The sequence below is a fragment of the Pseudomonas sp. K2I15 genome (genome assembly GCF_002204795.1).
Classification (GTDB): domain Bacteria; phylum Pseudomonadota; class Gammaproteobacteria; order Pseudomonadales; family Pseudomonadaceae; genus Aquipseudomonas.
In genome coordinates, this window is the sequence record NZ_NIXO01000038.1 from 14,319 (window position 1) to 32,883 (window position 18,565).

16 protein-coding genes are annotated in these 18,565 nt (G+C 62.1%); 8 read left to right on the forward strand and 8 right to left on the reverse strand.

Going from position 1 to position 18,565, the window contains the following annotated elements:
- Positions 1–96: 96 nt before the first annotated feature.
- The 7 genes from CEC48_RS20885 to pilG all read right to left on the reverse strand — a co-directional run bounded on the left by CEC48_RS20885 (position 97) and on the right by pilG (position 10,797).
- Complete coding sequence (locus CEC48_RS20885; RefSeq protein WP_088425479.1) at positions 97–420, reverse strand: DUF6124 family protein; 324 nt, start codon at positions 418–420, stop codon at positions 97–99.
- A gap of 497 nt (positions 421–917) precedes the next feature.
- A complete protein-coding gene (locus CEC48_RS20890; RefSeq protein ID WP_088425480.1) occupies positions 918–1,373 on the reverse strand; it encodes a chemotaxis protein CheW in 456 nt (151 codons plus the stop codon).
- Positions 1,366–7,206, reverse strand: a complete 5,841-nt coding sequence (locus CEC48_RS20895; RefSeq protein ID WP_088425481.1) for an Hpt domain-containing protein — start codon at positions 7,204–7,206, stop codon at positions 1,366–1,368. The genes CEC48_RS20890 and CEC48_RS20895 overlap by 8 nt, the downstream gene beginning before the upstream one ends.
- Positions 7,207–7,391: 185 nt before the next feature.
- Positions 7,392–9,443: a methyl-accepting chemotaxis protein gene (locus CEC48_RS20900; RefSeq protein WP_088425482.1), complete on the reverse strand. Its 2,052-nt coding sequence runs from the start codon at positions 9,441–9,443 to the stop codon at positions 7,392–7,394.
- Positions 9,440–9,964, reverse strand: a complete 525-nt coding sequence (locus CEC48_RS20905) for a chemotaxis protein CheW (RefSeq protein WP_088425483.1) — start codon at positions 9,962–9,964, stop codon at positions 9,440–9,442. Before CEC48_RS20905 ends, CEC48_RS20900 begins: the two co-directional genes overlap by 4 nt.
- Positions 9,965–9,976: 12 nt before the next feature.
- Positions 9,977–10,342, reverse strand: coding sequence for a twitching motility response regulator PilH (pilH, locus tag CEC48_RS20910; RefSeq protein WP_017476512.1), 366 nt, complete (start codon positions 10,340–10,342; stop codon positions 9,977–9,979).
- Positions 10,343–10,389: 47 nt separating this feature from the next.
- Positions 10,390–10,797, reverse strand: coding sequence for a twitching motility response regulator PilG (gene pilG, locus CEC48_RS20915; protein WP_003213736.1), 408 nt, complete (start codon positions 10,795–10,797; stop codon positions 10,390–10,392).
- A gap of 239 nt (positions 10,798–11,036) precedes the next feature.
- On the opposite strand from pilG, the gene gshB reads away from it, so the two are divergent.
- The 7 genes from gshB (at position 11,037) to CEC48_RS20950 (ending at position 17,052) form a co-directional block, all read left to right on the forward strand.
- Complete coding sequence (gshB, locus tag CEC48_RS20920) at positions 11,037–11,990, forward strand: glutathione synthase (protein WP_003213738.1); 954 nt, start codon at positions 11,037–11,039, stop codon at positions 11,988–11,990.
- A gap of 77 nt (positions 11,991–12,067) precedes the next feature.
- Positions 12,068–12,967: an energy transducer TonB gene (locus CEC48_RS20925; protein WP_088425484.1), complete on the forward strand. Its 900-nt coding sequence runs from the start codon at positions 12,068–12,070 to the stop codon at positions 12,965–12,967.
- A 190-nt stretch (positions 12,968–13,157) separates the two neighbouring features.
- Positions 13,158–13,727, forward strand: a complete 570-nt coding sequence (locus tag CEC48_RS20930; RefSeq protein WP_088425485.1) for a YqgE/AlgH family protein — start codon at positions 13,158–13,160, stop codon at positions 13,725–13,727.
- Positions 13,727–14,164 carry a Holliday junction resolvase RuvX gene (gene ruvX / locus CEC48_RS20935; RefSeq protein ID WP_003213744.1) on the forward strand — a complete coding sequence of 146 codons (438 nt, stop codon included), beginning with the start codon at positions 13,727–13,729 and terminating at the stop codon, positions 14,162–14,164. Before CEC48_RS20930 ends, ruvX begins: the two co-directional genes overlap by 1 nt.
- Before the next feature lie 84 nt (positions 14,165–14,248).
- Positions 14,249–14,755: a bifunctional pyr operon transcriptional regulator/uracil phosphoribosyltransferase PyrR gene (pyrR, locus tag CEC48_RS20940; RefSeq protein ID WP_088425486.1), complete on the forward strand. Its 507-nt coding sequence runs from the start codon at positions 14,249–14,251 to the stop codon at positions 14,753–14,755.
- A gap of 24 nt (positions 14,756–14,779) precedes the next feature.
- Positions 14,780–15,784, forward strand: coding sequence for an aspartate carbamoyltransferase catalytic subunit (locus tag CEC48_RS20945; protein ID WP_088425487.1), 1,005 nt, complete (start codon positions 14,780–14,782; stop codon positions 15,782–15,784).
- A complete protein-coding gene (locus tag CEC48_RS20950; RefSeq protein ID WP_088425488.1) occupies positions 15,781–17,052 on the forward strand; it encodes a dihydroorotase in 1,272 nt (423 codons plus the stop codon). The genes CEC48_RS20945 and CEC48_RS20950 overlap by 4 nt, the downstream gene beginning before the upstream one ends.
- Before the next feature lie 148 nt (positions 17,053–17,200).
- On the opposite strand, the gene CEC48_RS20955 is transcribed toward CEC48_RS20950, so the two are convergent.
- Positions 17,201–17,629 carry a TM2 domain-containing protein gene (locus CEC48_RS20955; protein ID WP_088425489.1) on the reverse strand — a complete coding sequence of 143 codons (429 nt, stop codon included), beginning with the start codon at positions 17,627–17,629 and terminating at the stop codon, positions 17,201–17,203.
- Between the two features lie 249 nt (positions 17,630–17,878).
- Here CEC48_RS20955 and CEC48_RS20960 point away from each other — a divergent pair, with 249 nt between their 5' ends.
- A complete protein-coding gene (locus CEC48_RS20960) occupies positions 17,879–18,514 on the forward strand; it encodes a C40 family peptidase (RefSeq protein WP_088425490.1) in 636 nt (211 codons plus the stop codon).
- Positions 18,515–18,565 lie beyond the last annotated feature (51 nt).

The following is an 18,565-nucleotide window of genomic DNA, read 5'->3' on the forward strand; positions in this document are numbered from 1 at the left end:
CAGCTCCCACATTTTGATCGGCTGTGTTCTTAAGAACGTACGCAAGAGTCCCAAAATGGGAACGATCAGTCCCTTTTTGGGACCGATCCCACTTCGTCACATCGCCGCTGGGCTCACCTGCTCCAACGCCTGATCAACCAGTAACTGCCCCAGCTCACTCATCTGCTGAATGGCCAGCACCACGCCGCGCTGGGAACCTTCCAATTCAAAGGCCAGGTTGGAAGTCAGGGCGTTGAGTGAGGCAAAGGTTTCAGAAGCGTTGGCCAGCAGGGCTTCGGTGGATTGAGAGGGGGTGACGGTAAAGAGTGAAGATGAAGCCGAAGTCGGAAAGCAATGATCCATCGCGCGCTCGGCAACGGCCTGGAGTTTGCGGTGTTCGATTTCGGTGTTGTGGGGCGGATTGGGGGTAGGTTTGAACATGATGAAACTCCTAAACAGATGAGTAAGGAGCGCCACCGTTCGCTTGCACGCGAATGAGGGTGGCGACCGTGCGCAGGTGTGCAAGACCGGGCCTGTTTAGGACACCCAGCAGGTCCGAAGACCTCCTGCGCGCAGCCGCCATAAAGCAGCGAGCACAAAAAACGCCCGTTGGATGGCTGGGCGTTTGTACGCCTAAACAGTTTCGTCGGACTTGCACGTCCGTGTCACCGTTTTTTGCGATAACGGACGAAGACTAGGCGCGATCGCAGGGCACAACAAGTTCATGCACAGCGCTGGAGGTTGCAGGAAAAATCCGAAGTCAGTGATAAACAATGTGGCGAGGGAGCTTGCTCCCGCTGGGCTGCGCAGCAGCCCCAATAACTGCGCCGCATTCCTCCAGATAGTGCACGGTTGCAGGTTTTGGGGCCGCTTCGCAGCCCAGCGGGAGCAAGCTCCCTCGCCACAGGGGTCATCATTGGTCTTGGGAAATGGGCCGTTCAGGCCAATCCGGCTTCGACCAACAACGCCTCCAACCCCATCAAATCCGGCACCTTCGCCACGTGTTCCCCCACCTGCACCGCCGCCAATTCCAGCGGGCACAACGGCACGTCCACATAACTCAACTGGCTATCGAGCTTGTACGAACGCGGAATCCCCTGAATCACCAACGCAATAAACTTCAACGTCGGCCGCCCGCCCAGAGTATTCAGCACCACAATCCGCGCCCGTTCCCCCACCACGCCCGACTCGCCACACGCCGCTTCAAAGCTGATCAACGGCAACTGCCGATCCCGCCAGGTAACCTGCCGCAAATACCACGGCGGCGCATCACTGGCCGGTTCGCCGCGCTGGAAGTCGATCAGCTCGGCCACGGCAACGTTGGGCAACAACAGGTGACGGTCGGCCAATGGCAGCAGCAAGCCGGTGAGTTGAGTTGCGCGGTGATCAAGCACGGGACTTGCTCCAGTAAGCGATGCTTTCCAGCAGCACCGACTCTTGATAAGGCTTGCCGAGGTAGTCGTTGACGCCAATCGCCATGGCGCGGTCGCGGTGTTTTTGCCCGGTACGGGAGGTGATCATGATGATGGGCATGCGCATCAGCCGTGGGTCGTCGCGTACCTGGATGGCCACTTCGAAGCCGTCCATGCGCGGCATTTCGATGTCGAGCAGCATCAGGTCCGGGGTGTGTTCTTCCAGCACGGCCATGGCGTCGATGCCGTCCTTGGCGGTGAGGACGTTCATGCCGTTGCGCTCCAGCAGGCGGCTGGTGACTTTGCGCACCGTGACCGAGTCGTCCACCACCAGCACCAGCAGCGGGCGCTTTTTCAGCGGGTCGTTGAGGATCAACGGTGCGTCCGCCGCCTGGGCCGGCAACGCCGGTGGCCGCGCGCGGATATGCGCCAGCAGGTCGATAATCAATACCACGCGACCATCGCCCAAAATGGTTGCGCCAGACAATCCCTTCACCCCGGCAAATTGCGGCCCCAGCCCTTTGACCACGATCTCCCGGGTGCCGGCCATGGCGTCCACTTGCACCGCCACACGCCGCTCGTTGCACTGCACCAGCAGCACCGGCAGTGGCTGGTACTGGCCGAGCAAATTCGGGCGGCCGACGGTGTGCAGCAGGTCGCCAAGGTAGAACAGTTCGTAGCGTCGGCCGGCGTATTCGTAACGCGGCGGGTCCTGCTGATAGTGCCCTTCCAGCTCATGGGGCATGACCCGCACCAGGCCTTCGATGGTGTTCAGCGGGATCGCGTATTGATCGTCCGCACACTGCACCATCAGCGCCTGGTTGACCGACACGGTGAACGGCAGGCGGATGCGAAAATGCACGCCCTCCCCCGGCGTCGAATCGATGACCATCGAACCGCCCAGCTGGCGCACTTCTTCATGCACCACGTCCATGCCGACGCCACGCCCGGAAATCTGGGTGATTTTTTCGGCAGTGGAAAACCCCGGTTGCAGGATGAACTGCAACACGTCGCGGTCGCTGATTTCCAGATTGGGGTCGAGCAAGCCACGCTTGATCGCCTTGCGCCGTACCGCTTCAAGCGGCACACCGGCACCGTCGTCGCGCATGTCGAACACGATGTCGCCGCCTTCATGGGTCAGGTCCAGGCTAATGCGGCCTTTCTCGGGCTTGCCCGCCAGCAATCGCGCGTCCCGGGATTCCAGGCCATGGTCGACGGCGTTGCGCAGCATGTGCTCCAGCGGCGCGACCATGCGTTCTAGGACGTTGCGGTCCATCTCGCCTTCGGCGTTGCCGACGACAAATTCCACATCCTTGCCCAGCTCGCCCGCCACCTGCCGCACGATGCGTTTGAGCCGCGGCAGCATGCGTTCGAAGGGCACCATGCGCGTGCGCATCAGGCCTTCCTGCAGCTCGGTGTTGATACGTGCTTGTTGTTGCAGCAGGTTGTGGGCGTCCTGGTTGCGGCGGTCGAGGGTTTCCTTGAGGTCAAGCAAGTCGGAGGCCGATTCGAACAAGGCCCGGGACAGTTGTTGCAGTTGGGAATGGCGGTCCATTTCCAGCGGGTCGAATTCTTCGTAGCCCAGGCGCTCGGCCTCGGCCTGTTGGCGGCTGAGGATGCGGCCCTGGGTTTCGGTGTCGAGCCGGCGCAGTTGGTCGCGCATGCGCTCGATGGTGGTTTCCACTTCATGCAGGGCGATGCTCGCATCGTTGACCTGTTGCTCGATGCGCCCACGGAAGATCGAGGTTTCGCCGGCCAGGTTGACCAGGTCGTCCAGCAAATCGGCCGATATTTTCACCATGTCGGCGGCCGGATCGCTGGCCGGTACCGCCTCGGTTTTGGTCGCAGCCAACGCCACCGGTGCGGCCGTCACTTCAGCCGGATGCACCAGGCTTTTGATCCGCTCGATCAGCAGGTCCACCGAGCCCACCAGCATCCCCGCCGCCACTGCATCGATCATCTGCGCAAGGCGGTCATGGCAACCTTGCAGCAGCGCGAACAGCTCCGGCGAGGGCGCCAGCAAACCTGCCGACAGGCCTTCGTAGAGGAATTCCAGCTCATGGGCCAGGTCGCCGATGGGGCCGATCTCAACCATGCGAGCGCCACCCTTGAGGGTGTGCAGGTCGCGCAGCAGTGTCTCGACTTCCTGGCGACTTTTCGGCTCGGCCTGCCAGCGCAACAGCGCGGCGCCGGAGCTGTCGAGAATGTCGGCGGCCTCTTCGAGGAAGATATCCAGCAGCTCGGGATCTGTGCCCGGTGTCTCGACCTCGGCGGCCGCCGGGGGCGCCGCTTGCCCGGTGCCTTGGCGCAACTCACGCAAGTTGCTGATCAGGTCGGTGGAGTCGCTCAGCGGTTGCTGGTGTTGCAATTGCTCAAGCAGCAGCGCCAGCCGCTCATGGCTGGCCATCAACACGTTGGCCAGCTCGCCGGAATAGCTGTAGCGACGGTCCACCAAACCTTCGTAAAGGTTTTCCAGCTCCAGCGCCAGGTCGCCCACCGCACCGATTTCAGCCATGCGCGCGCCACCCTTTAGGGTGTGCAAATCACGCTGCAACGACGAGAGCGGCGCTGCGTTATCCGGGTCCAGCAACCAGCGCTTGAGGGACTGCCCGGCGCTGTCGAGGATGTCCACCGCTTCCTCAAGGAAGATCTCGACAATCTCGTCATCCACTGCAAAGCCCTGGTCCAACTTCGCCGTGGCGGCGCCCAGTTCGGAGATGCTCAGCGCACGGCTGCCATCGGTTTTGATCAGGCCGGTGGCGGACGGGTCGAGGCCTTCATCCAGCAGTTCGCGCAGGGCTCGTACCCGCGCCGGCGCCGCGCTGATTTCCTGCCCGGCGGCCAGTTGGTCGAGCATGTTGATCAGGGCTTCATGAGCCTGTTCGGCCTCATGGAAGAAGCGCTCGCTGACCGCCAGGCTGCTTTCTTCCACCGCGCCGTAAAGGTCGAGCAAGGCTTCGCACAGTTCGTCCATCGGGTGCAGGTCGGCGAGGTGCGCACCTTCGCCGAGGGTGGTCAGTTCGTCCAGCAGCGCACTCAGTTCCTGGCGCTCGCCGGGGTGCTGTTGCCAGCGGCGCAGCAGGCTTTCGGCGTCCAGCAGGATGTCCATGCCCTGGGCCAGGAAGTTGGCGATCAACTGCGGGTCGCGCTTGATGCGCAGGCCGGTGTTGGGCGCATTCAGCAGGGCTTCAAGCTGGCTGTTCAGCAGGTTTTGCGTACGTTCGATCAACCCCGCCGCGCCGTTGATGGCCGCGTGGGGATCACTGTCCAGCTGGCGCACCCCGCGCTGGAACAGCGCCTCGGCTTCCAGCAGCAATTCGATTTCATCCAGGTCCAGCGGCAGGCGGTGGGCCTTGTATTCGCGGGTCAGGTGGTCCAGTGGTCGCGCCAGTTCGGCGATGGGCAATACACCCGCCATGTAGGCACTGCCCTTGAGGGTGTGCAGCGCGCGTTGCAGCTCATCGCTGACTTGCAGCGGCAGGTGCTCGGTGGCTTGTTGCAGGAAATGGTTGAGACTGTCGAGGTGGCTCTGGGCTTCGTTGCGGAAGATTTCCAGCAACTGCGGGTCCAGCGCCGCCGGGTCTGTGGCCGAGGGTTCGACACCGCTGGCCAAGGCGTGCGCCCGTGCTGCCAGCTCGTCTACGTCGTCGCGCTGGCGCTGGGCATCGGCGGCAAAGTCGGTGATCAGCTCAGGCAGCAAGTCCACCACGTCATCCAGCACCGCTTGCACATCAGGGCCCGGCGCGACGCTGCGTTCCAGTACGCGGTTGAGCAGGTTTTCGACCGCCCAGGCCAGCTCCGCCAACACCAGGGCGCGGACCATGCGACCGCTGCCTTTCAAGGTGTGGAAGGCGCGGCGCATTTCGCTCAGGGTGGCCTTGTCTTCAAGGCTCGCGGTGCCGGCGGGCACGTAGCGGTTCAGCACGTCGAGGACTTCGGCGGTTTCTTCGAGGAATACTTCGCGCAACTCGTCGTCGATAGGTTCCTCACCCGCAGGCGGCGGCAGCAGGCTGCCGGGGCGCTGGAGGGCTGGCGGGTTGAGGCGTGAGGTGGGGCTGGCCAGTGCATCCGCGAGAAACGGGGTTTGTTCCGCTGGCGCGTCATCCTGGGCGAGCAGCGCCTGGCGCCAGGGTTTTTCGGCTGGCAAATAGCCCAGCGCTGCCAGGCCTTCGGCGGCGACTTCCAGCACCCGCTCACCCGGGGCGTCGTGGTCCTGGAGCATGCGTTCCAGGTAGTACTCAAGGCTGGTGAGTACATCGGCAAAATGCTCAAGCTGCGCCTCGGAAGGCGCGGCATCGCTGACCATCAGTTGTTCGTTGACGTAATCATTGCAGCCACGCATCAGGCTCGCCGCGCGGGGCAGCGGAATCATCGCCAGCGCACCGCGCACCTGGGTCAGCAACTCGGGCAACGACTCCAGGCGCTGGCGGTCCCACTGGGCTTCGATGCAGTCGATCACCAGCTCTTTGGCCTGGGTCAGGCACTGACAGGATTCGCGGATCACCAGGTGGTGAATCTGCGTCAGATCGGTGGTGGGCAGGCGGCTTTCTTCGCGGCGCTCCGGCTCGACAGTGCCGACCATCCCGGCCAGCGTGGCTTCGACGTAGAGCAATGCACCCGCGACATCCATCAATACCGCATCGTTGGGCTCGCGTTGCCCTTGAGCCAGGCCGAGCACCACCGCCAGTTGGTCGATGATCACTTTACGCGGCTGACCGAAGCCCAATACGGCCAGGGTGTCGGCGATCTGGCGCAAGGGCGCCAACAATGCATCGAGGTCCGAAGCATGCTGACGGTCGCTGCGCACGAACAGGTCCAGACGCTCCTTGACCCGCACCAGCTCCTCACACAGCGCGCCGAGCACCGAGCCCATGGCGTCGCGGTCCGGGCCGGCCAGGCGGGCGCGTTCGGCGTCCACCACGGCGCTGTCGGGCAGGGCTTCATCAAGGCCATAACGTTCTTTCAAGCTTTGCATCCGTGGAGTCGGTCGGGTGACTTTGGCGACGTAGAACAACAGGCTCTTGAGCAACTCATCCGGGGCTGGGGTGTTGATTCCGTTGATGCCCTGGATCAGCAAACGCTTGAGTTCCTTGTCGCAGGCTTTGAGCAAACTGCGCAACGCCGGGCTGTTGGCGACCACGCCAATGAGCATGCCTTCCACCAGCGCCGAGGTCACCTGCCACAACGGTAACAGCGGCGCACCATGGCACAGGGCTTCGAGGCGGGCGAATACCCGCGCCATGTCTTCCAGGTTGCTGGGGCCGTGGTCTTCACGCAGCAAACCGACCAGCGCCTGTTGCAGCATCTGCCGCCACTGGCGCAGCAGTTCGGGGAAATCCTCCGGCGTGCGTTGGGCCAGCGCCTCTTCGGGCAGCGGCGGGATCACCAGCAGTTGCGGGCTGAACAGGCTGGTTTCCGAGAGCAGGCTGTCGCCGCGCACGCTGCGCAGGTCGTTGAGCAGCGGCAACACCACCAAGGGCAGGTCGCGCCGGGCGCTGTGCACGCGGTCGAGGTATAGCGGCAATTGGCCGAGGCCCTGTTGCAGCAGGCGAATGCCTTCGTCGCGCTGGCTGACGCGCGCGCCTTGCAGGGCCAGGGCCAGCTGTTCCATTTCTTCAGCGAACAGGGCTGCGCCATAGAACTCGACCATCAGCAAGCTGCCATGGACCTGATGGATGCATTCCAGGCATTGGCCGATGGCCTCGCTGCTGCCCTCTTCAACATAGGCGTCCAGCGCCGAACGGGCCTGCTTCAGGGTTTCGGCAATTTCGCCCTTGACCCATTCGAGGGCCACGTAGTCGTGCCGATCAACCATAACCGCTCCCGTCTGAATTCATGAGTTGCTGTGTGAATGACGACTCCCAGGACCATGGAGATCGAATGTGGGAGCTGGCTTGCCTGCGATGGCGGTGCATCAGTTTGCATCTTCGGCACTGACACACCGCTATCGCAGGCAAGCCGGCTCCCACAGGGGTTCGGTGGTGCCTGACAGATAGCATTTCACTCATCCACCCGCTTCGCCGCCGGCAACGTGAAGCCCGACACCGACCGCCGCAACTGACTGGCCATTTTTGCCAGGTTGCCGATGCTCTCGGCCGTGGCCGTGGAGCCCGACGAAGTCTGACTGGTGATCTGCTGAATCACGTTCATCGTCAGGGAAATCTGCCCCGCCGACGACGTCTGCTGCTGCGCCGCGTTGGAAATACTCTGGATCAACGCCGCCAGGGTTTTCGACACGCCTTCGATCTCTTCCAGCGCCACCCCGGCGTCCTGGGCCAACCGCGCACCGCGCACCACTTCGGTGGTGGTTTGCTCCATGGAGATTACGGCTTCGTTGGTGTCCGTCTGGATCGCCCGCACAAGCGTTTCGATCTGCCGGGTGGCGGCAGAAGAACGCTCGGCCAGCCGCTGTACTTCATCGGCCACCACCGCAAAACCACGCCCGGCATCGCCGGCCATGCTCGCCTGGATGGCGGCGTTGAGGGCCAGGATGTTGGTCTGCTCGGCGATGTCGTCGATCAGGCTGACAATGTCGCCAATCTCCTGGGACGATTCCCCCAGGCGCTTGATGCGCTTGGCGGTGTCCTGGATCTGTTCACGAATGTTATCCATGCCGTGGATGGTGTTGTGCACCACCTCGTTACCCTTGTTGGCGATCTCTACCGAGCGCTCGGCCACTGCCGAAGATTCGGCGGCGTTGGCCGACACCTGGTCGATGGACTGGGCCATCTGGTTGATCGCCGTGGAGGCTTCGGCAATCTGCTGCGCCTGATGCTCGGAGGCTTGGGCCAGGTGCATGGCGGTGGCTTGGGTGTCTTGCACCGCGCCAGCCACTTGGCCGGCGGTGAGGTTGATGGTCGCCACCAAGTCGCGCAGTTGATCCACGGAATAGTTGATGGAGTCGGCGATGGTCCCGGTGAAGTCTTCGGTGACCGAGGCGGTGACGGTCAGGTCGCCATCGGCCAAGTCTTCGATTTCATCCAGCAGGCGCATGATCGCGTTCTGGTTTCGCTCGTTCTTCTCGGCGGTTTCCCGCAACTGGCGGTTGGTCTCGCGGACCATCACCAGGCCGATCAGGATGATCGAGGCCAACGCCAGCAAGCCCAGCACGTAGCCGCCGATGGTGTCGAAGGTGCGCCCGTCTGCCAGGTTTTCAAAACCGGTGGCCAGGTGCGAGGCTTCATCCAACAGGGTTTGCGACAGGTTGAAAATATTGCTCGCCGAGGCGCGCACCTGGAACAGCTGCGGCGAAGTCTCGAGGATTTCGTCCACGGAGCCGGAGACGAACTCGAACAGCTCGGCGATTTCCGCCAGGCGCGCCCGCGCATCATGGTCTTCAACCTGGGTGATGCGCAGCCCGGCATTGCCCTGGAGCATGCCGTTCAAAACCTGGCCAAAACGGTTGGCATCGCGGCCAAAGGCATCGGCGGCCTGCACGGCGGTTTCATCGCCCGCCAGCACGGTGTTGACTGCACCGAGAATGCGTTCGGCCAGCAACGATTGGCGCTGGGCCAACGCCACCTGGCTGGCAGGTGCGCCGCGTTGCAGGAGGATATCCACAACCTTTTCCGACTCGACCTGCAACTGCGGCACGGTTTCCGCCAAGGTGGCGGCCACCTGATGCAGCGACAGCACGGTCTGCTCACTGGCCAGGATCGCATCGGCGTTTTTCAGCAGTGCTTCCCAGTCGGTCTGCACGGCGCGCATTTCCGCACGTACCGCGTTGGGCGCAGCAGGCAAACCGGTGGCCGGGTCGCCTTTTTTCAGGTAACCCCAGCGCTGGGCAAAATCGTTGCGCGCATCCCCCAGCAGCTTGAACGCAGCAGCCTTGCCGGCGGCGGCCTCGGTGGCGTTCTTGGCGATACGCTGGGACAACACCCGCAGCTCACCGGCGTGGCCGATATACTGTTTGTCGTAGGTGGACTGGGTGTTGAGGTACGCGAAGTTGGCGAACAGCAGCATGATGAACACGATCAGCGCGATAAACAGCACGATGATCTGCGAGCGGCTGCGGGAAGCTTCCTGGGGTTTGGCGGGGGTGACGGTACTCATGCGGCAACATCCATGAAACCTGGAGCCTGGGCCAGGGCGAAGGGGCTGAAGACCTGCCACAGCTGGTCGCCGTCGAACTGGCCCTGGATAAACGGCGCGCTGGCCTCAGTGCTCGTCGACAATGCGTCTTGTGCAAAATGCTGCATGCCCACCACCTCGTCCACCAACAGGCCTACAAACACGTCCTGATATTCCACCACCAGCACCCGCCGTTGTTTGCGCGCCACCGACAGGTCAAGGCCGAGGAACCCGCCCAGGTCCATCACCGGCAGCAAGCGCCCGCGCAGGTTGGCCACGCCCTTGACCCACGCTTTGACCCCGGGCATCAAGGTGCAACGCGGTTCGTGCAGCACCTCCGCGACTTCGCCCATGGGTGCCACGTACCAGTGCCCGCCGAGCCGAAACCCGATCCCGCTCCAGCTGTGCAGCCGGGTTTCCTGGGACGGCAGGTCGGCGGCCAGCAAGCGGCAGCGGCGGTCGATGTCCAGCAGCAGCTCGAAGGCGGTTTGCGACTCGGTCATGGGAACGTGCCGTCAGCCGGCCAGCACCTTGTTCAGGGTGGCGATCAGGGTTTCTTCGTCCACCGGCTTGGTCAGGTAGTCCTTGGCGCCCTGGCGTTCACCCCAGATCTTGTCGGTTTCTTGATCCTTGGTGGTGATGATGATCACCGGGATGTGCCCGGTTTCAGGGTCTTTGGTCAGCTGTCGGGTGGCCTGGAAGCCATTGAGGCCAGGCATGACGATATCCATCAATACCGCGTCAGGCTTTTCCTGGCGGGCCAGCGCGACGCCATCGCCGCCGTTCTGGGCCTTGAGGACTTCGTGACCATGCTTTTCGAGCATTTCGGTCAATTTGTACATTTCAGTCGGCGAATCGTCGACGATCAGAACACGTGCCATGGTTTTCCCCACTTCTTTAGTAGACGCAAGCCCTCGTGGGGCCCTCGTCAGTGTGCTTGTTCTACTGCGGCGAAGCCCGGTACATAGGCCTTGATCGCGCTCAGCAGTTCTTCCTTGCTGAAAGGCTTGGTCAAAAATTGATCAGAGCCGACGATGCGCCCCTTGGCCTTGTCGAACAGACCATCCTTGGATGACAGCATGATCACCGGGATCGACTTGAACGCCGGGTTGTTCTTCACCAGCGCACAGGTCTGATAGCCATCCAGGCGCGGCATCATGATGTCGACAAAGATAATGTGCGGGTGATGGTCAACAATCTTGGCCAGGGCATCGAAACCGTCGATGGCCGTGATGACGTCGCACCCTACGTTCTTCAACAGTGTTTCGGCGGTGCGGCGAATCGTTTTCGAATCGTCGATCACCATCACTTTCAAGGCGTTGGAATGCTGTTCCATATCTGCTCTACCATCGCCACAGCGAATAGGTTTTCGGTGTGTACTGCCTGATGTTGCACGGGACGCGCGCCAAAAGCCTCGGGATTCAAGGGCTGATGCGCTATGGCAGCCTTTTTAGCACAGTCTCAGAACGCAATCTATCGGCCGACCCGCGCGGTGGTTTTTCCTTGACCCACAACAGCCGCAGCGCCACTCTGACGCCACTTTTATGCGCCCTTATTTGCTAGAGGAAATCCCCCATGAGCGTTCGCGTCGGCATTGTCATGGACCCTATCGCCAGCATCTCCTATAAAAAGGATAGCTCGCTGGCCATGCTGCTGGCCGCCCAGGCCCGCGGCTGGAGCCTGTTCTATATGGAACAGCCGGACCTTTACCAGGGCGACGGTGAAGCGCGGGCGCGGATGCGTCCCCTGCAGGTGTTTGCCAACCCTGAGAAATGGTTTGAGCTGCAAGACGAAATCGACAGCCCCCTGAGCGACCTCGACGTGATCCTGATGCGCAAGGATCCGCCGTTCGACATGGAGTTCGTCTATTCCACCTACCTGCTGGAGCAGGCCGAGCGCGCGGGCGTGCTGATCGTCAACAAGCCCCAGAGCCTGCGCGACTGCAATGAAAAGCTGTTCGCCACCTTGTTCCCGCAATGCACGCCGCCGACCGTGGTCAGCCGCCGCGCCGATGTGCTGCGTGAATTCGCCGCCAAGCACGGCGATGTGATCCTCAAGCCGCTGGACGGCATGGGCGGCACCTCGATCTTCCGTCACCGCGCCGGCGACCCGAACCTGTCGGTGATCCTGGAAACCCTGACCGCACTGGGCACCCAGCAGATCATGGGCCAGGCTTATATTCCCGCAATCAAGGACGGCGACAAGCGCATCCTGATGATCGACGGCGAGCCGGTGCCTTATTGCCTGGCACGCATTCCGGCAGCCGGCGAGACCCGCGGCAACCTGGCCGCCGGTGGCCGGGGTGAAGCCCGCCCGTTGACCGACAAGGATCGCTGGATTGCGGCACAAGTTGGCCCGACCCTGCGCGAAAAAGGCCTGCTGTTCGTAGGGCTGGACGTCATCGGCGAGAACCTCACCGAAATCAACGTCACCAGCCCGACCTGCATTCGCGAGATCGACAATGCATTTGGCACGAACATCGGCGAAATGCTGATGGCGGCGATTGCCGCCAAGCTACAAGCCAAGTGACATAGAACAGCCGGACACAAACCAACATTGCGTTATCATGCGCCACCTGTGAAACGCGCGATGTTGGTTTTCTTGTCATGACGCTCCCGCCCGATCTACCCCCCGAACTCTCCCACAGCGGCGTGCGCCCGGCTGATCGGCTCGGATTTACCCTGTTTCTGGCAGCGTTGATTCACCTGGCGTTGATCCTGGGCCTGGGTTTCACCTTTGCCGAACCCAAGCAGATCACCAAGACCCTGGAAATCACCCTCGCCACCTTCAAAAGCGAAAAGAAGCCCGAGAAGGCTGACTTTCTCGCCCAGGACAACCAGCAAGGCAGCGGCACCCTCGACAAGAAGGCCGTGCCCAAGACCACTGAAGTAGCGCCGTTCCAGGACAACAAGGTCAATAAGGTCACGCCACCGCCTGCGCCCAAGCCAGAGGTGAAACAAGCTGCACCCAAGGCCGCCGTCACCACCATTGCGCCCAAACCTCAAAAAGCCCCGACCCAACGCGAAAAGGCCAAGACCGAACCCGCGCCCACCCCGCCGGCCCCGACATTTGACAGCTCGCAACTCTCCAGTGAAATCTCCAGCCTGGAAGCCGAACTGGCCCACGAACAACAGCTGTACGCCAAGCGCCCACGCATCTACCGCCTCAACGCCGCCTCCACCATGCGCGACAAAGGCGCCTGGTATAAGGACGAGTGGCGCAAGAAGGTCGAGCGCATCGGCAACCTGAACTACCCGGACGAAGCCCGCCGCCAGCAGATCTACGGTAATTTGCGACTGTTGGTGTCGATCAACCGCGATGGCACGTTGTACGAGGTGCAGGTGCTGGAGTCCTCCGGCCAACCGCTGCTGGACCAGGCGGCGCAACGCATCGTGCGCCTGGCGGCACCTTTTGCGCCGTTTACCGGGGACTTGAACGACATCGACCGCCTGGAAATCATTCGCACCTGGCGCTTTGCCAAGGGGGATCGGCTGTCCAGCAACTAACCGACCCTGCTCTCTGTAGGAGCGAGCTTGCTCGCGAAGGTCGTTAACGATAACGCGGGCTTTCTGGTTTACCCCGGCGCTCTCAGGTTTTTCGCGAGCAAGCTCGCTTCTACAGAGAATCAACACGCCAAACCCATTCCTGCGCATCCTCAGCTTGTCAGTTCGCCCCTCCAACGCCACACTAGCGGACATGAAAAATGTCAGCCCGACCTACCTCAAGCACCAATTCCTGATCGCCATGCCCCATATGGCCGACCCGAACTTTGCGCAAACCTTGACCTACATCGTCGAGCACACCGCCAATGGTGCGATGGGGTTGGTGATCAACCGCCCGCAAGACCTGAGCCTGGCCGATATCCTCGAGCAACTGCGCCCGGACATCGACCCGCCCGCCAGCTGCCAGCACGTCCCGATCTACATCGGCGGGCCAGTGCAGACTGACCGGGGTTTTGTGCTGCACCCCACCGGGCCGAAATTCCAGGCGACCGTTGACCTTGAAGGGTTGTCCCTGTCCACGTCCCAGGATGTGTTGTTCGCCATCGCCGACGGCGTGGGGCCTGATCAAAGTGTGATCACCCTGGGCTACGCCGGCTGGGAAGCCGGGCAGCTGGAAGCCGAGCTTGCGAGCAATGCCTGGCTGACCTGCCCGTTTGACGCCGACATCCTGTTCAACACCCCCAGCGAACTGCGCCTGGAAGCGGCCGCCGCCAAACTGCGGATCAACCTCAGCCTGTTGACCAGCCAGGCGGGGCACGCCTGATGGCCTTGCGTTTGATCCTCGGTTTTGACTACGGCACCAAACAGATCGGCGTTGCCGTCGGCCAGGTCATCACTGGCCAGGCCCGCGAGCTGTGCACCTTGAAAGCCCAGAACGGCGTGCCGGACTGGAACCAGGTCGAAGCCCTGATCAAGGAGTGGAAGCCCGATGCCGTAGTGGTCGGCCTGCCCCTGAACATGGATGGCACCCCGAGCGAGATGTGCCTGCGGGCAGAAAAATTCGCCCGCCGCCTGAATGGCCGCTACAACCTGCCCTTCTATACCCACGACGAACGCCTGACCACCTTTGAGGCCAAGGGCGAGCGCCGTGACCGTGGCGGGCAGAAAGGCAGCTACCGCGACAACCCGGTGGATGCCATCGCCGCCGCCCTGCTGTTGCAGGGCTGGCTGGATGAAAACACCGCTTTATTTGAATCCTGACTGACGCGGCTTGCCGCGTCTTCTTACGTTTGAGCCCGGACCTTGCAGGCAACCCCCGCCGCGCAAGGCCTTGAAGGAGCCACCATGAGCCTGCCCAATCCCGCCGACCTGATCAGCCAGATGGCGATCCGCCTCAAGGCGCACCTGCAACACCGTGCCATCAGCGAACCGCGCTTTATCGGCATTCGCACCGGTGGTGTGTGGGTGGCCCAGGCATTGTTGGAAGAACTGGGCAGCAACTCGCCCCTCGGCACCCTGGACGTGTCCTTCTACCGCGATGACTTCAGCCAGAACGGCCTGCACCCACAAGTGCGCCCCTCAGCCCTGCCGTTCGAGATCGAAGGCCAGCACCTGGTGCTGATCGATGACGTACTGATGAGCGGTCGCACCATCCGCGCCGCCATGAACGAACTGTTCGACTACGGTCGCCCGGCCAGCGTAACCCTGGTCTGCCTGCTGGACCTGGACGCCGGCGAATTGCCGATCAGCCCGGATGTGGTTGGCGCAACCCTGTCCCTTGAAGCCCACCAGCGGGTAAAATTGTCCGGTCCCACGCCGCTCGAACTCGAACTGCAAGACCTTGCCCTTTAAACCGCCTTGTAAAGAGTCCCCGCGATGACGCCTCTAGATGCCAAGCGCCCGCTGCAGCTCAATGCTCAGGGCCAGCTGCAACACTTCCTGTCCCTCGACGGCTTGCCCCGCGAACTGCTCACCGAAATCCTCGACACGGCCGACTCGTTCCTCGAAGTCGGCGGCCGGGCGGTGAAAAAAGTCCCGCTGTTGCGCGGCAAGACCATCTGCAACGTGTTCTTCGAGAACTCGACCCGCACCCGCACCACCTTTGAGCTGGCCGCCCAGCGCCTGTCGGCTGACGTGATCACGTTGAACGTGTCCACCTCGTCAGCGAGCAAGGGCGAAACCCTGCTCGACACTTTGCGCAACCTGGAAGCCATGGCCGCCGACATGTTCGTGGTGCGCCACGGCGACTCCGGTGCTGCGCACTTCATTGCCGAGCACGTGTGCCCGAACGTGGCAATCATCAACGGCGGCGACGGCCGCCACGCTCACCCGACCCAGGGCATGCTCGACATGCTGACCATCCGTCGGCACAAGGGCAGCTTTGAAAACCTCTCGGTGGCCATCGTCGGCGACATCCTGCATTCGCGGGTAGCGCGCTCGAACATGCTGGCCCTGAAAGCCCTGGGTTGCCCGGACATCCGCGTGATCGCGCCAAAAACCCTGCTGCCGGTCGGCATCGAGCAATACGGCGTGAAGGTCTACACCAACATGACCGAAGGCCTGAAGGATGTGGACGTGGTGATCATGCTGCGCCTGCAACGCGAGCGCATGGCCGGTGGCCTGCTGCCGAGCGAAGGCGAGTTCTACCGCTTGTTCGGCCTGACCACCGCGCGCCTGGCCGGTGCCAAACCGGATGCCATCGTGATGCACCCGGGCCCGATCAACCGTGGCGTGGAAATTGAGTCGGCGGTGGCCGACGGCCCTCAGTCGGTGATTCTGAACCAGGTTACGTACGGCATCGCCATCCGCATGGCAGTGTTGTCCATGGCCATGAGCGGGCAAACCGCGCAACGTCAATTCGAGCAGGAGAACGCCCAGTGAAGCTCAGCATCCTCGGCGCCCGCGTCATCGATCCGGCCAGCGGCCTGGATCAAGTCACCGATCTGCACCTGGAAGCCGGCAAGATCATTGCCATCGGCGCCGCGCCAAGCGGTTTCAGTGCCAGCGAAACCCTCGACGCCAAAGGTCTGATCGCTGCGCCCGGGCTGGTGGACTTGAATGTCGCCCTGCGCGAGCCGGGTTACAGCCGCAAAGGCAGCATCGCCAGCGAAACCCGCGCCGCTGCTGCCGGTGGCGTGACCAGCCTGTGCTGCCCACCTCACACCAAGCCGGTGCTCGACACCTCGGCCGTGACCGAGCTGATCCTCGACCGCGCCCGCGAAGCCGGCAACTGCAAAGTGTTCCCCATCGGCGCCCTGAGCAAAGGCCTGGACGGCGAACAACTGGCGGAGCTGATCGCTTTGCGCGACGCCGGCTGCGTAGCGTTTGGCAACGGTCTGGAGAGCTTTCGCAGCACCCGCACCCTGTGCCGCGCACTGGAATATGCCGCGACCTTCGACCTGACGGTGATTTTCCACTCCCAAGACCGTGACCTGGCCGAAGGCGGCCTGGCCCACGAAGGCGCCACCGCGAGCTTCCTCGGCCTGCCGGGCATTCCGGAAACCGCCGAGACCGTGGCCCTGGCCCGCGACCTGCTGTTGGTGGAACAAAGCGGCGTACGCGCACACTTCAGCCAGTTGACCAGCGCTCGCGGCGTGGCCCTGATCGCTCAGGCGCAGGCTCGCGGTTTGCCGGTGACGGCAGATGTAGCGCTGTATCAGCTGATTTTGACGGATGAGGCGCTGATCGACTTCTCCAGCCTGTATCACGTGCAGCCGCCACTGCGTACGCGCGCTGACCGTGACGGTTTGCGGGCGGCGGTGAAGTCCGGGGTGGTTTCGGCGATTTCCAGCCATCACCAGCCCCACGAGCGGGATGCCAAGCTGGCGCCATTCGGCGCGACAGAGCCTGGCATCAGCAGTGTCGAGCTGTTGCTGCCGCTGGCGATGACGTTGGTGGAGGATGGCTTGCTGGACCTGCCGACGTTGCTGGCGCGCCTCAGTGCGGGCCCTGCCGAGGCGCTACGCCTGCCGGCGGGCAAGTTGGCGGTGGGTTCGGCGGCGGACCTGGTGCTGTTTGATACGGCCAGCTCCACGATTGCCGGTGAGCACTGGCTGTCCAAGGGCGAGAACTGCCCGTTCATCGGCCATAGTTTGCCGGCGAATGTGCGGTACACGCTGGTGGATGGGCGGATCAGCTACCAGGCTTGACCCTCGCACCTCTAATGTGGGCACGGTCAAATGTGGGAGCTGGCCTGCCTGCGATAGCATCACCTCGGTACATCAGATACACCGAGGTGCCCGCATCGCAGGCAAGCCAGCTCCCACACTTAACCGCGCCCACATTGGTTTAGAGTGCTTAACGACCGCCGTTACGCTCGGCATTGCGGATCGAAATCTGCGTATTCAGCGTCCAGAAGTCATACAGCACGCCAATCAGGAACAAACCACCGGTCAGCAGGTAAACGATCCCGCTGATCCATTTGCCCTGATACATGCGGTGCAAACCGAACACACCCAGGAACGCCAACAGGATCCACGCCACGTTGTACTCAATCGGCCCTGCCGTAAATCGCAGGTCGGCTTCCCGGTCCATGGCCGGAATCAGGAACAAGTCGATCAGCCAGCCAATCCCGAACAACCCGAAGGTGAAAAACCAGATCGTCCCGGTCACCGGCTTGCCGTAATAAAAGCGATGAGCGCCGGTAAAACCGAAAATCCAAAGCAGGTAACCGATCACCTTGCTGTGGGTGTCTTGTTGCGAAACATCCTGTCGATAGGTGTTCATGGAGTACCTCTTTTGCCTCGATAGATAAATTTTTTCATTTTCTTTGTGACTTTTTTACGGGCGCCCGACGCACGGCAAATGGTATCTTCCCTCCCGCAAAGCCTTATGCCACCTGACCTGAGTAGGACAATAGCGGCAATTCGTCGCGTTTTTCCTGAATTTGACCCCAGGGTTCAGTCGACAAACGGCCTTAGAACGACACAAAAAGCTGTTATAAAGTTGCGCGCAAACCAAAAAGAGCCACGCCTAATGCGACCATTTTTCAAGACATGGCTAACCATTTGCCTATTAATGCCACTGGCCGCCCACGCCACCAATCGTGAGCAACGACTTCCCAACGTTAACGGTTTCACCCCTAAAGTTCACGCCACCACCAGCTCCGCCAAATCGGTAAAGCTGACCGTGAAGCGCCCGACTCAACTGAGCAAGGCCCACGGCAAAACAGCTCCAGGGCTGATGGCAGTCAACACCAAGCAAAGCAGCAACGTCCTCAGCCGCGCCGTCAACGTGCTCGGTACTCCTTATCGTTGGGGCGGCAGCAGCCCAAGTAAAGGGTTCGACTGCAGCGGTTTGGTGAAATATGCGTTTAACGACGTAAAAGCCGTGGATTTGCCGCGCACCTCCAACGCCATGGCCGCCGGCCACGGGCAAAAGGTTGAGCGCAAGGATTTGAAACCGGGTGACCTGCTGTTCTTCAAGCTGAAGAGCCGCCAGGTGAACCACGTTGCCATTTACCTGGGCAACGACCGCTTCATCCACGCACCGCGTCGTGGCAAGTCCGTGAGTATCGATACGCTGAAGAAGCCGTTCTGGGACAAGAACTACGTGATTGCCAAGCGTGTCCTGCCTAAAGAACAGAACAATCTGCGGGTTGTGCAACGCTGATACCCGGCTGACTTGGGAGCGGGCTTGTGTGGGAGCGGGCTTGCTCGCGAA